Source organism: Vibrio sp. YT-18 (genome assembly GCF_033337345.1).
In the GTDB taxonomy this organism is placed as follows: Bacteria; Pseudomonadota; Gammaproteobacteria; order Enterobacterales; family Vibrionaceae; genus Vibrio; species Vibrio alginolyticus.
This window is the reverse complement of record NZ_JAWOQO010000009.1, coordinates 101,702-116,178: the sequence shown is the minus strand read 5'-3', so window position 1 is coordinate 116,178 and position 14,477 is coordinate 101,702. Positions and strand designations below refer to the sequence as shown.

The window sequence follows — 14,477 nt, the reverse complement described above, 5'->3', positions numbered from 1 at the left end:
TGAAGGGGAAAATAAGGTAAAACAATGAAAACATTTAAAATTGCAACCATCGCGCTGATTGTTGGTGGTGCTTTAGGGTCTGGTACTAATCATTTTCTTACGGGCTCGGCTCACGACATGAGTGCGATGGGTGGCGAATCTGCTGCAAACTCTAATGATCCGCTTTACTGGGTTGCCCCAATGGATCCGAACTACAAACGCGACAAGCCGGGTAAGTCCCCAATGGGCATGGATTTGATTCCGGTTTACGCAGAAGACCTATCCGGTGAACAAGATGCACCGGGTACAGTGACTATTGACCCTTCAGTAGAAAATAACCTCGGGGTTAAAACCGCAAACGCGACACTACAGCAGTTATCACCACGCATCGAAACGGTTGGCTATATTGCCTTTGATGAAAGTCTGTTATGGCAAACCAACGTTCGTGTGGCGGGTTGGGTAGAAAAACTCTACATCAATGCCGTGGGTGAGAAAGTGAAGAAAGGCGATGTGCTTTTCACGCTCTACTCTCCTGAACTGGTTAAAGCACAAGAAGAATTGCTGAATGCGTACCGCACTGGCCGCAAAGGTCTTGTAAAAGGCGCGACCGAACGCTTGGTAACGCTTGGTGTTGACCGTGCTCAAATCAAATCCATTACTCGTAGTGGTAAAGCATCGCAAACCATTGAAATCAAAGCGCCTGCTGATGGCGTTATCGCGAGCTTAAACGTGCGTGAAGGTGGCTATTTGTCCCCTGCTCAAGCGGTGATCAGTGCAGGTCCTTTGGACAATGTTTGGGTTGATGCAGAAGTCTTTGAGCGTCAAGCGCACTGGATGAAAGCGGGTTCTCAAGCCACGATGACCCTTGACGCGATTCCGGGCAATGAATGGCAAGGTGTTGTCGATTACGTGTACCCAATCCTTGATCCGAAAACACGTACGTTGCGTGTGCGTCTTAAATTCCCTAATCCAGATGGCGCATTGAAGCCAAACATGTTCGCCAATATTGCCTTGCAGCCTGTTACTGACGACGCAGTGTTAACGATTCCTAAATCATCTGTTATCCGCTCTGGTGGTATGACTCGCGTTGTTCTAGCTGAGGGCGAAGGCAAATATCGCTCCGCTCGAATTGAAGTTGGCCGTGAAGCTGGCGAACAAATCGAAGTATTACAAGGACTTAAACAAGGCGATAAGATCGTTACTTCATCTCACTTCATGCTCGATTCTGAATCAAGCCAGTCGGCGGATCTGTCTCGCATCAATGGTGTAGAAGCAGCGGCAGAAACAGCATGGGCCAAAGGTGAAATCACAGACGTAATGAAAGATCACCGCATGCTGACCATCAACCACCAACCTGTACCAGAATGGGATTGGCCGGGCATGGTAATGAACTTCACTTTCGCAGATGGCGTTGAAATGGGTGACTTGAAAAAAGGTCAGGCTATCGAATTTGAAATGCAAAAGACGGAGTCCGGTCAGTACCAAATCATCGAGTATAAGGCAGACAACAGCGTCATTGCCGCAGAAGTTTGGCTAACTGGTGACATTAGCATGCTGATGGCTGATTTTGGCATGATCACCTTAAACCACCTACTAGTTGCAGAATGGAACTGGGATGCTGGCGAGATGAACTTCTCTGTGGGTGAAGACGTTGATCTATCGGGTTTTGAAGAAGGACAGAGAGTTCGGTTTCTAGTTGAAAAACAAGGATCTGACTACGTTCTTAAACAGCTAGTTCCTGCAACAACAGCCGTCGAGGGTTAATTATGATCAATGCTATTATTCGTTGGTCACTGAGCAACCGATTCCTAGTGTTGGTCGCGACCTTAGCCCTTGTATTAGGCGGACTTTACAGTGTAAAGAATACGCCTGTTGATGCGATTCCGGATCTTTCTGATGTGCAAGTGATCATCAAGACAAGCTATCCGGGTCAAGCTCCTCAAGTCGTTGAGGATCAAGTGACTTACCCACTCACCACCGCCATGCTTGCCGTGCCTGGTGCTGAGACGGTTCGTGGCTACTCCTTCTTTGGTGACTCTTACGTTTATATCATTTTCAACGATGATACCGACATGTACTGGGCACGTTCACGCGTGTTGGAGTACTTAAGCCAAGTAGCACCAAAGCTGCCACCGAACGCAAAACCAACCTTAGGTCCTGATGCGACTGGCGTGGGCTGGGTTTACAGCTACGTATTACAGGACAAAACCGGCAAGCATGATTTGGCGGATCTCCGCAGCCTGCAAGACTGGTTCCTGAAGTACGAATTGCAAACCGTTGATGGCGTTTCTGAAGTCGCTACCGTGGGCGGTATGGTGAAGCAGTATCAAGTGCAGATTGATCCTGCCAAGCTGCGTGCGTACAACATCACTTTGCAACAAGTGAACATGGCAATCCAAAACGGCAACCAAGAAACCGGCGCGTCCGTTATCGAAGTGGCTGAAGCCGAGCACATGGTTCGTACCACGGGTTACCTAACCAGCATTGAAGACATCAAGTCACTGCCGCTAAAAGTCACTGAGAAAGGCACGCCGTTGCTATTAGGTGATATCGCAGACATTAACCTTGGCCCACAAATGCGCCGTGGTATCTCAGAGCTGAATGGCGAAGGTGAAGCGGTAGGTGGTGTTATCGTGATGCGCTTTGGTGAAAACGCCAGTGAAGTGATTGCGAAAGTCAAAGACAAACTCGCAGACCTACAACGCAGCCTGCCAGAAGGCGTGGAAATTGTTGCTACTTACGATCGCTCTACCCTTATCGATTCAGCGGTAGAAAACCTCTGGAAGAAGCTTGCAGAAGAGTTCATCGTCGTTGCGATTGTGTGTGCGTTGTTCCTGTTCCACATTCGTTCTTCATTGGTTATCGCTCTGAGCCTACCGGTTGGCATTCTCACTGCGTTTATCGTAATGCATTGGCAAGGCATCAATGCCAACATAATGTCCCTTGGTGGTATCGCGATTGCCATCGGTGCCATGGTAGATGGTGCAATCGTGATGATTGAAAACGTTCACAAGCACATTGAACGAACGCCACTTACCGACAAAAACCGCTGGCAAGTAATTGGCAAAGCCGCAGAAGAGGTTGGCGCACCGCTGTTCTTCTCATTGCTGATCATTACTCTTAGCTTCGTACCGGTGTTCGCCTTAGAAGGTCAGGAAGGCAAGATGTTCTCGCCGCTTGCGTTCACTAAGACTTACGCCATGGCAGCGGCAGCAGGTTTGGCGATCACACTCGTCCCTGTTCTTATGGGCTACTTCATTCGCGGTAAGGTGTTACCGGAACACAAAAACCCGGTTAACCGCGGCTTGGTCGCGCTGTACCGCCCGCTGTTGAACACCAGCTTAAAATACCCTAAGACCATGATTGTTATCGCATTAGGTCTAATGGCATCGGCTTACTACCCAACCAGTAAACTGGGTAGCGAGTTCATCCCGCCGCTGGATGAGGGCGACTTGATGTACATGCCAACGACCTATCCGGGTATCTCGATTGGTAAGGCTCGCGAGCTTCTACAACAAACCAACAAGCTGATCAAAACCGTTCCAGAAGTGAAAACCGTATGGGGCAAGATTGGCCGTGCTGAGACTGCAACCGATCCAGCGCCACTCACCATGATTGAAACCGTGATTCAGTTGAAGCCACGCGACCAATGGCGTGAAGGGGTAACAACCGAGTCACTGCGCAAAGAGTTCGACAAGCTGGTTCAGTTCCCTGGTCTTACTAACGCTTGGGTAATGCCGATCAAAACGCGTATCGACATGTTGGCAACGGGCATCAAAACCCCTATCGGCATTAAGATCGCCGGACCTGATCTGAAAGTGATTGAGAAGATCGGTTCTCAGCTAGAGCCAATTCTTAATGGCGTACAAGGCACGGCATCGGTTTACGCAGAACGTGTAGCAGGTGGTCGTTATGTCACGATCGACATTAAACGTCGTGCAGCAGCGCGTTACGGCTTGAGCATCAAAGACGTTCAGCAGGTGATCTCCACTGCGGTGGGCGGCATGAATGTGGGTGAAACCATCGAAGGCTTGGAGCGTTACCCAATCAACGTTCGTTACCCACAAGACTACCGAGACTCAGTGGTTAAACTGCAAAACCTACCGTTAGTGACACCAAATGGTGCTCGTATTGCGCTGGCTGATGTAGCGGACATTCGTTATGAAGACGGTCCTCCGATGATCAAGACGGAAAACGCGCGTCCAAATGGCTGGGTATTTGTCGACATTGATGGGCGTGACCTTGGCTCTTACGTCGTGGAAGCACAGCAAGTCGTGGCCGATCAACTAGAACTTCCTGCGGGTTACTCGCTGGCTTGGTCTGGTCAATACGAATACATGGAGCGTGCGAAAGATCGCTTGAGTGTCGTGGTACCAATCACCATCGCCATCATTATGCTGCTGCTTTACTTCAGCTTCCGTCGTGTCGGTGAAGTGATGATCATCATGCTTACCCTACCACTCGCTATGGTTGGTGGTTTGTGGCTCATGCATATCCTCAACTACAACTTCTCGATTGCCGTTGGGGTCGGCTTTATTGCCCTAGCAGGCGTCGCGGTTGAAATTGGGGTCATCATGCTCGTCTACCTCAACCAAGCATGGCACTACAAAAAGCTGGATGCGGAAGAGAGCCAACAGAAGCTTGAGGCGAAAGACCTAACCGATGCCATTCGTGAAGGTGCAGGCCTGCGTGTTCGCCCAGTAATGATGACGGTACTAACAGTAATTATTGGTCTGATTCCGATCATGTACGGCGAAGGGACAGGATCAGAAGTGATGCAACGTATCGCTGCACCAATGATTGGCGGTATGGCATCAGCACTGCTGCTGACGCTGTTAGTGCTTCCAGCCATCTTCAAGCTGTGGAAACAACGTGAGTTGCGCCCAAGCAATGCGACTAATCACCAAGCTAGCACTCAAGCTAGTGATGTAAACAACAACGCTTAATCCCTACCTTCCTCTCAAACATGCCGTTTGAGGGGAAGCAACCAAGTTATTAATGAATTAAAACAAGGATATAAAAATGAAAAAGACACTAATCACTCTTACTCTAGCCCTAACAACAACGACTGCGTTTGCCCAAATGGATCATTCAAACATGGACCACGCGAACATGGATCATAGCAACATGAAGCATGAAAATATGGACCACAGTAAAATGGACCATTCAAACATGATGGATATGCCGGGCATGTCGGCAGTAGGTATGCCAGCGAAAGGGGCAAAGCCAGACAAGGTGGTACACGTTATCTTGGGTGATGACATGACCATCAAGTTCAAGAAAGACGTTAAGATTGAGCCAAACGATGTGGTGCAGTTTGTAGTCATGAACACAGGTAAGATCAACCACGAGTTTACGATTGGTTCGGCTAAAGAGCAGCTAGAACATCGCGAAATGATGAAGACAATGAGTGGCGATCACATGCATGACTCAGACAACGCAGTTACGGTAGAACCAGGTAAAGCGAAGCAATTACTGTGGCACTTCCACGATGACAACAAGGTTGAGTTCGCGTGCAACATTCCGGGCCATGCAGAATCGGGCATGGTTAAAAAGATTGAACTGTAAGTAATTATCCAACTAGACAAAGGAGCTGATGATTCAGCTCCTTTTATTTCTCTGGATCAAACTATTCGTTAGCTCATGACAAGAAATTCTGAGCCAGTGTCTCACGCTAAGATATTTTTATGACCGAATCACCGACGTAATATATAAGCCAAACTACAGGCCTTGATAGCAACACTCTTCTGCTTATATTGAGACCGTATAAGCGTATTGCAAAGAATCCTACATAAAATAGACATAGATTTAACAGTGTTTAGAGTATTGGCTCGTTATAGTTTACGTGACCTCGCTACCGTGCGAACTAAAACTAAAATTGAAGAACACGATCCATGAAAAAGTTATTTTTGTTGGCTGGGCTAATGGTTTGCTCAACCCTAAGTTACGCGTCCCAACTGAATGAGGACATTTCTCTCCTCGAGCAACAAACCTCAAGCAGAATTGGGGTGTCAGTTTGGGATACCCAAGCAGACGAGCGTTGGGATTACCGTGGCGATGAACGCTTCCCACTCATGAGCACATTCAAAACCCTAGCTTGTGCCAAAATGCTAAGTGATATGGACAGCGGTAAGCTAAGTAAAAATGCGACCGCAAAAGTCGATGAGCGCAGTATCGTTGTATGGTCTCCAGTGATGGATAAGCTCGCAGGCCAAAACACACGCATAGAGCACGCGTGTGAAGCCGCTATGTTAATGAGTGATAATACCGCAGCCAACTTAGTATTAAATGAAATTGGCGGCCCTAAGGCCGTAACAATGTTTCTGCGAACAATTGGAGATAAAGCAACGCGCCTAGACAGAATAGAACCTCGCTTGAACGAAGCCACACCAGGCGACAGCCGCGACACAACCACACCTAACGCCATACTAAACACTCTTCGAACTTTGGTCGAAGGCGAAACGTTGTCTTATGAGTCTCGTGTACAATTAAAAATCTGGATGCAGGACAACAAAGTTTCAGACTCGTTAATGCGTTCTGTATTACCAACAGGTTGGTCTATTGCAGACCGTTCTGGTGCGGGAGGTCATGGTTCACGTGGCATTAACGCGATTATATGGAAGGAAAATCATCGACCTGTTTACATTAGTATTTATGTCACAGAAACCGAGCTCTCACTTCAAGCTAGGGACCAACTCGTTGCGCAGATAAGTCAGTTGATTTTACAAAAGTACAAAGACAATTAAGTCACCACTCACCTGACCCTATTTGTATCCTTTTCTAGCCCTTCTATTCCAGAAGGGCTCATTCTGTACTTCCATCTTAAAAACACCACTTATTGAGTAATGACTTACTTATAAATAGGTATAAGATTTACTTATTTAGGGTGAGTTAACGCCCACATTAAGCAACCAAATGCACACAAACGGCGATAATTAAACCATACTCTTACCAAGAAGCACATTTTCTACAAAATAGCTTCACGTAATTTATTGTTGGTATTTGCAACATTGCCAAGGAGATGTCTATTGAGACTTGAAAGAACTTTTAACCCTGATGACTTATCGATGCAAAACATGGAAAGTCCGATATGTATGCCGATAGGGTTTGTTCACTTTTTAGCTCAATCGGAAACACTACAGCAAGTACTTGATACGGTGGCAGAATGGATAAATCGTATATTTAATTCTGACCGTGCGAGTATCACACTTTATGAAAACAATGATCATTTAAAGGTCTACTCTTTCTCTGGTAGTAAAGCGATTCCCGCTGAATTTTTAGTGCCCATTCATCAAGCGTTTGTTGGCCGAGTGTTCAAAAAGCAACAACTGATGATCTGCGACGATGTTACGCAATCTGATGAGATCGATTGTGTGATGCTCGCATCCAATGGTATGGGTACGTGTATGGACGCGCCTTTAATGCACGGTAAAGTCTGCCTAGGAACGCTTAATGTTGCGCATCATCAAACGCACATTTACACAAACGAACAAGCGGCACAGCTTCAGTGCATCGCTAATTGGATTGCTTTGAACATTGCCCTTCATATACAGATTATGAAAATGGAGCACCTCGCCACGACGGATGATCTAACAGGTATTCCAAACCGCAGAGAGTTCATGCGACAAATCGAAAGCCGCCTAAATGAATACCGAACCCAGGGCATTGACTTCCATGTTGCTATTTTAGATCTCGACAATTTTAAAAGCCTCAATGACCGATTTGGTCATGACGCAGGCGATAAATCACTGATCCATGCAGTTAATACTATTAAAAGTCATCTACTTGATTGTGACTTACTTGCCAGAGTTGGTGGTGAAGAGTTTGCCATCGTATTAAGAAGTCGCTCATCACAGCAAGCTCTAGACACATTAGAAACGATTCGTAATGCACTAGAAACGACGACCGTTCAACATTCAGGTTGTGATATGAGCTTCACCGCGAGTATTGGGGTAACTCAAGTCTGTCGTCTCGACGACTCATTTGAACCACTTGTTAAACGCGCAGACTTAGCACTTTACAAGGCAAAGGAAACCGGAAGAAATCGCGTTGAGTTTCATATTGGTGAAGAAAGGTAGAAAAAATAAAAAAAGGTAGCGACTCATTGCGCTACCTTTTATCGATTCTAACCCGCTTAAAATAACTAGTACGAACTTTAAGCCAGTTAAAAATAAGAATGAGCAAATTTAATTATGCTTTCTTAAGATCTTTAGCTGGGTAAGTTAGTGTTTTTTCGCCTGCTTTTACATGTGTGTAAAAACCGCCACTGCTTAAACCTGTAACAACCATTTCGCCAAGATCGATACCTTTAGTCGCTACTACTACGTCACCGATTGAAAACATATTGAATACCTTGTTTGTTTAGATTAAGACACTAAGTCGTTGCGCGGTATTTAATACGATATTAGGCAAAGCACCTAATCGAGTTTTTTATCGTAAAGATTAATTTATATTTGTCGTGAACTCTAAGTTTCCACATTGAAAATCACAGGATATTTTCCAAAAAAAGATGCGCGATTCTTGTGAAATACGGTAATATTTTCTAGCATCAAGTGCGGAGGTATTCTCCGCCCTCATTGGAGAAAAATGATGAAGAAAGGCCTAAAAATGCGTGCATTAGAGCGTTCTGATTTGCGCTTTATTCATGAACTGAATAACAACCGAAATATCATGGCCTACTGGTTCGAAGAACCTTACGAGTCTTATGACGAGCTCGAAGAACTTTATCGAAAACATATACATGATGACGCTGAAAGGCGTTTTGTCGTCGAAGATGAAGACGGCATCGTAATTGGCTTAGTTGAGCTGATCGAGATTAACTACATTCACCGCAGCGCGGAATTTCAGATAATCATCGCCCCAGAGCATCAAGGCCGAGGTTATGCGACAGAGATGATTAATCGTGCGTTAGATTACTCATTCTCAATTCTTAATCTACGTAAAATCTACTTATTAGTCGCAGTGGATAACGAAGTCGCTATTCACTTATACAAAAAGTGCGGCTTTATCGAAGAAGGTCACCTTGTAGAAGAATACTTTATTAACGGCGCTTACAGCGATGTTAAGCGCATGTATATATTAAAACACCAGTACCAGAAAAAGATCGAAGAAAACAACTCAATTCACTAGTTCATTCTATCAAAGTAAAAACGCAGCTATTTGGGCTGCGTTTTTATTTATTCGAATTGATATTGATATGATAATACGATGCGCTTGTCTGCTTCATCCAAATAGGTGTTGTTGTCCATGACAAACGTCATTACGTTAAACGAGTGGCGTTTGCTCACGAGGTAACCAAGGCCGATACCACCAAAGAAGCCTTTGTAGTTCTCTCCTTCACTGTTTTCTGAGCCGTAAGTGCCTGCTGCGAAGCTGATTAACGTCAGTTCTTTGGTAAACGATTTCAGCGCAAATGCACCAACGTAACCGCTGCTGCCTGAAGAGCTCATCATATTGAAGCCATTCTCTGCACTTGGAGTGCCCGTAAAGTTAGGCTCGCTACAGTGGCTACTTGCTGCACCGTCACAAACAGGAACATCACCAGTGTTGTACGTATAGCCTGCCATTGGGAAAATTTGGAAGCCTGCTGGCTCAATCCCGAAATAACTTAGCGGCATAAAGGTACCAACGCTGTAGTTGGTTTGATCCGCGCCGTTTACGTATTCATTTTTACCGAAGTTGAAGTTAACGATACCGACCGGAAACAACCACGAGCCACCAATACGCCACTCGCTCGCATCATCATTGATACGCAGGTTGATTTTGCGCGCTTGGTCAAGCGCAAGTGAGCCCGAGAATGAGATGTTTTGATCATCAAAATCGTAGTTGTTTGCGTACGACGCGCCAAATTTCGTGATGACTTTTGTTGGGTCATCCGCCAACTTGTTTTTATTGTCTTTTACTCGGTGCTCGGCACCATGAGCCAGCGTACTGACCAACAAAGTCGTACACACTAACGCTAGTTTATTTTTCATTTTTTAGTCCTTTGAGATGTTGAATACCCGCACTTAGCTGCGCAGAGACTTTTTGAATCATCACTCACTGGATGTGACAGAAGCGCCCTAACTACCTTAGATGGTGTGACAGCATCCAGTGCAGGTAGTTAGGGTGGAATGGCCTGTAAGGAAGGCGTTTTAGCGATTAGGAATGATTAGTTTTTCCAGTTGTAGCTCATGCTCATGAAGTACAGAGCAGGCTCATCAAAGCCAGCTTGTAAGCGTGGCGTTTCCGACGATTCCACCAAGATCGCTTCCAACGCGAAACCAATTGAGTTTTCTGAATCCAATTTGTAATCAATGCCTGTACCAATGCGGTACGCCTTGCCAGTAGGAACGGTAATGTCACCGTTTGATTGACTTTCATACATGCTGGTATCGAATGCAAAACCTGCATTCCACATCATTTTTTCATTCAGTTTGTACTGAGTACCTAATGCGATTTGGTAAGTGTCTTGTGTCTCTACGTTCAGCGTGGTTGTGTATTCGCTCCAGTCTTGCCAGTTCACGTTCCACATCACCGCTAGGTCATCATTCACTTCGTGGTAAGCACTGAAGATCAGTTGTTGTGGAGCAATGGAGTTACTCTTGTCGAATTCAAATTCGGTTTCAGAAGAGTAAGACAGACCAAGACGCGTGCCTGGTGTTGCTTCATAAAGCACACCTACTCGGCCGTTGAGCTGAGTATCTTGGTCTTCGTCATTGAAGTTCAAGACTCCCTTCGTTTCCACTTCATACATACCGTACTGAATACCAAGCGCCGCACCCACAGACCAGTGATCATTGATGCGGTAAGAAGCGGAAGGTTGAATGGTTAAGGCTTGCGTCGTTGCTGTAGGAATATCTAAATGATTATCCAAAAGACCTTCGTACTCGAGGCCAAGGCCGTAGTTGCCATACAGACCAATACCCAGCGTCCATTTGTCGTTTACTTGTTGGCTGTAAAATGCCGACGCCATAGGAACAAAACCAATCACGTTGCCCGCATCGCCAGTCATCGTGTCTAGTTGCGCGTCACCGTAAAGGCCAATCAGGTTACCAGAGAAAGATTTACCAGAAACATTCGCCAGACCAGCCGGGTTTGCTGCCATTACTGAGGCATCTTGCGCACGAGCCGCCATACCAGCGGATGCCAAACCAATATCCGATGCAGTTGTTTCGTAAAGGTATAACCCACCCGCTTGCGCAGCAGCACACGTCAGTAGAGAGCTCGCTACGACGATTTTTGAAAGATTTTTCATGCTAAAACCTATTATTGTTTGGGGAACCCACGCTGCGACGGTGGTTGTATATCAATGAAAGGCATTGGCCAATCGCACACAGCGTGGGGGTGTTGTGGAGTCAGTCAGTTGAAATCAGCGTTATTGCTCGCTCACCTCAAGTTCAGTGGGTTTCTTTCGCTTAAACTTCTCGCGCAGAGATTGCATCATCACGAAGAACACTGGCGTCAGTAACGTGCCTACAAACGTAGAGAGAATCATGCCGCCGAATACTGCAAAGCCCAGTGAGTGACGAGATGCCGCACCGGCACCCGATGCAATCACCAACGGGAATACCCCCCAGATGAAGGCAAATGCGGTCATCTGTACTGCACGGAAACGGATTCGAGCAGCTTCTTTGGCAGCATCAATGATGGATAAGCCCTTTTCTTCTCGCAGAACTTTGGCAAATTCCACGATAAGAATCGCCACTTTGGCGGACATACCGATCAAGATGACCACACCAATCTGCACGTACAAGTCGAACGGTTGTCCCACCAGCAGTAGCGTGCCCATTGCGCCGAGAATCGCGACTGGAACCGCCATCATTACCGCTGCAGGAATGGTCCAACTTTCGTACTGAGCCACCAAGAACAAGTATGTGAACAGCAAAGACAATGCGAACGCGATCGGCGCCATGTTGCCTGCTTTCATCTCTTGGTAAGTCATGCCTGACCACTCGTATGAGTAACCACTTGGCAAAGATTCCGCAGCCAGTTTTTCAATGGCTTTTACAACATCACCCGAGCTGTAACCTGGCGCTGGCGCACCGTTCACGGTTGCAGAACTGAACATGTTGTAGTTCGACAAGGTATCTGGGCCGAAGATCGGCTTCACTTTCACTAGCGTTGCCAGTGACACCATTTTTCCAGAGCTTGAGCGAACAAACAGATGGTTGATGTCGTCGATATTGTCACGGTATTGCTCTTCTGCTTGCACTTTCACTTGGTACGAACGACCAAACAAGTTGAAGTCAGAAATGTAGGCGCCGCCCAACTGTGCTTGCAGTGTGCTGAAGATTTCATTCAACGGTACGCCCATCGAAATCGCTTTATCGCGATCAATATCGATGTAACGTTGCGGAATATTCGCACGGAAAATCGAGAACGCACGTGCCACTTCAGGCAGTTGGTTGATTTGGGCAACAAAATCAGCGGTTGTTTTTGCCAACTCTTGTGGAGAACGGCCCAAGTTGTCCTGCAGCACAAGGTTGAAACCATCCACCGCACCCATACCTTTGATTGCCGGTGTCGCGAAAACGAACGAAGCGGCATCTGGCGTTGAGTTCAGCATTTGGTTAACTTTATTCATCAATGCGCGTTGGTGTAGCTCAGGGTCTTTACGTTTGCTCCAGTTATCCAGTTTGATGATCAACATGCCCGAGTTTGGAATCGACGCCATGTTAATTACCGAGAAGCCCGCAACCGAAACCACGTTCTCCACACCTTCCATCTGTTTTAGCTCATCAACGTACTTCTTCATTAATGGTGCAGTACGCTGCAATGCTGCTGCGTCTGGCAAACGCATTTCGACCATGAACACGCCTTTATCTTCGTTCGGTACGAAAGAAGAAGGTACGGTCATGAACGCAAATGCCAGCACCGCAATAAGCGCGCCATAAACACCGATACTCAGCACAATACGACGGCTCAAGAAGCCAACTAAACCTTGGTATTTGCGCGTTATTGCTTCAAAACCTCGGTTAAACGCACGCAAAGGCGCAATAGGTTGCGAGTGAGTAGATTTCAACATCAACGCACAAAGCGCTGGCGTTAACGTCAATGCGTTGATCGCAGAGATCAGCACCGATACACAGATGGTGACCGCGAACTGGTTGAACATTCGACCAGAAATACCCGGCAATAGCGCAACCGGTACGAATACCGCCAACAAAATAAGCGTTGTTGCCAATACTGGCCCCGTCACTTCTTTCATAGCTTGGATAGTGGCCGGAATCGGGTCTAAATGCTCTTCATGAATAACCCGCTCCACGTTCTCTACCACGATGATCGCATCGTCCACCACGATACCGATGGCGAGGATCAAGCCAAACAACGAGATCGTGTTAATGGTCATGCCCATCACGCCCATGATTGCGAAAGTCGCAATGATGGAAACCGGAATCGCTAAGGTTGGAATAATGGTCGCTCGCCAGTTCTGCAAGAAAACGTACACAACGAAGGTGACAAGAAGTACCGCAATCACCAGCGTCTCATACACTTCATCAATCGATGTCTCTACGTATTCGGTAGAGTCATACGCGATGTCATAGACCAAATCATCTGGGAACGATTTCTCGTACTCTTTCATGGCCTCTTTCACGCGTTCCATCACGTCTAGCGCGTTCGCGGTCGGCAACTGGTACAAGGCCAGAACGGCTGCTGGTTCGTTATTCATACGACCATCAGCTTCGTAACCTTGTGCGCCAACTTCGACACGAGCCACATCTTTCAAGCGAATCAAAGAACCTTTCTTGCTCGCACGAATGATGATGTTCTCGAACTCTTCCGCAGAAGTGAGGCGGCCTTTGGTTTGCAAAACATATTGATATTGCTGGTCACCCGGAGCTGGCATACCACCGATCTTACCCGCCGCCACTTGGATGTTTTGCGTTTTAATTGCGCCAATAACATCGCTAGCAGAAAGCTTCAAGGTAGCCAGTTTATTTGGGTTCAACCAAATACGCATTGAGTAGTCTTTCTTACCCAGCAGCGTAATGTCACTCATACCTTCGATACGTTTTAGACGCTCAACGATATTGAGATCCGCGTAGTTAGAAAGGTAGATACTGTCGTAAGACTGTTTCGGAGAACGCAGTGTGATAACGCCCAGCATGTCGGAAGATTTCTTCTTAACCGTCACACCGATTTGGTTTACTTCTTGTGGTAGAGACGACGTCGCCTGTGCCACCAAGTTGTTCACACGAACCTGCGCCATATCGCCATCTGCGCCCACTCGGAAGTAAATACGCAATGTGTATGAGCCATCGTTACCAATCACAGAAGACATGTAAATCATGTCTTCAACGCCGTTGACTTTGGCTTCTATCGGTTGTGCTACGGTCTTTTTAACCACGTCCGCATTTGCACCCGGATACATGGTGCTCACCGTAATTACCGTTGGAGAGATTTGAGGATACTCAGAAATTGGCAAGACTTTCAGGGCGATCATACCCATCAATGTCATCGCCAGTGAGATCACCAAAGCAAATTTCGGCCGGTGAATGAAAAATTTACTTAACATC

General features: G+C 46.6%; 10 protein-coding genes. 6 read left to right on the top strand and 4 right to left on the bottom strand.

The window, feature by feature from the left end; translation table 11 throughout:
- The first annotated feature begins 24 nt into the window (after positions 1-24).
- The 5 genes from R7M72_RS14095 to R7M72_RS14075 all read left to right on the top strand — a co-directional run bounded on the left by R7M72_RS14095 (position 25) and on the right by R7M72_RS14075 (position 8,057).
- The gene (locus R7M72_RS14095) at positions 25-1,743 is read left to right on the top strand and encodes an efflux RND transporter periplasmic adaptor subunit (protein WP_170897038.1); all 1,719 of its coding nucleotides are present in this window, start codon (positions 25-27) and stop codon (positions 1,741-1,743) included.
- Between the two features lie 2 nt (positions 1,744-1,745).
- Positions 1,746-4,925, top strand: coding sequence for an efflux RND transporter permease subunit (locus R7M72_RS14090; protein ID WP_315957237.1), 3,180 nt, complete (start codon positions 1,746-1,748; stop codon positions 4,923-4,925).
- Between the two features lie 76 nt (positions 4,926-5,001).
- A complete protein-coding gene (copI, locus tag R7M72_RS14085) occupies positions 5,002-5,547 on the top strand; it encodes a copper-resistant cuproprotein CopI (RefSeq protein WP_315957238.1) in 546 nt (181 codons plus the stop codon).
- A gap of 326 nt (positions 5,548-5,873) precedes the next feature.
- Positions 5,874-6,725, top strand: a complete 852-nt coding sequence (locus R7M72_RS14080) for a carbenicillin-hydrolyzing class A beta-lactamase CARB-42 (protein ID WP_005375420.1) — start codon at positions 5,874-5,876, stop codon at positions 6,723-6,725.
- A 282-nt stretch (positions 6,726-7,007) separates the two neighbouring features.
- On the top strand, positions 7,008-8,057 hold the full coding sequence (locus R7M72_RS14075) for a sensor domain-containing diguanylate cyclase (RefSeq protein WP_053303796.1): 1,050 nt from the start codon (positions 7,008-7,010) through the stop codon (positions 8,055-8,057).
- A 112-nt stretch (positions 8,058-8,169) separates the two neighbouring features.
- Here the strand turns inward: R7M72_RS14075 and R7M72_RS14070 are convergent, their stop codons facing one another.
- The gene (locus R7M72_RS14070; protein ID WP_005375418.1) at positions 8,170-8,322 is read right to left on the bottom strand and encodes a hypothetical protein; all 153 of its coding nucleotides are present in this window, start codon (positions 8,320-8,322) and stop codon (positions 8,170-8,172) included.
- A 246-nt stretch (positions 8,323-8,568) separates the two neighbouring features.
- Between R7M72_RS14070 and speG the strand changes: the two genes are divergently transcribed.
- Positions 8,569-9,108: a spermidine N1-acetyltransferase gene (gene speG, locus R7M72_RS14065; RefSeq protein WP_005375417.1), complete on the top strand. Its 540-nt coding sequence runs from the start codon at positions 8,569-8,571 to the stop codon at positions 9,106-9,108.
- 47 nt (positions 9,109-9,155) lie between these two features.
- Here speG and R7M72_RS14060 read toward each other — a convergent pair whose 3' ends face one another.
- The 3 genes from R7M72_RS14060 to vmeQ all read right to left on the bottom strand — a co-directional run bounded on the left by R7M72_RS14060 (position 9,156) and on the right by vmeQ (position 14,476).
- Entirely contained in the window at positions 9,156-9,953 is a 798-nt protein-coding gene (locus R7M72_RS14060; RefSeq protein ID WP_151515405.1) for a hypothetical protein, read from the bottom strand.
- 176 nt (positions 9,954-10,129) lie between these two features.
- Entirely contained in the window at positions 10,130-11,215 is a 1,086-nt protein-coding gene (locus R7M72_RS14055; RefSeq protein WP_315957239.1) for an OmpP1/FadL family transporter, read from the bottom strand.
- Positions 11,216-11,335: 120 nt separating this feature from the next.
- Entirely contained in the window at positions 11,336-14,476 is a 3,141-nt protein-coding gene (gene vmeQ, locus R7M72_RS14050; RefSeq protein ID WP_129830583.1) for an efflux RND transporter permease subunit VmeQ, read from the bottom strand.
- Position 14,477: the final 1 nt, after the last annotated feature.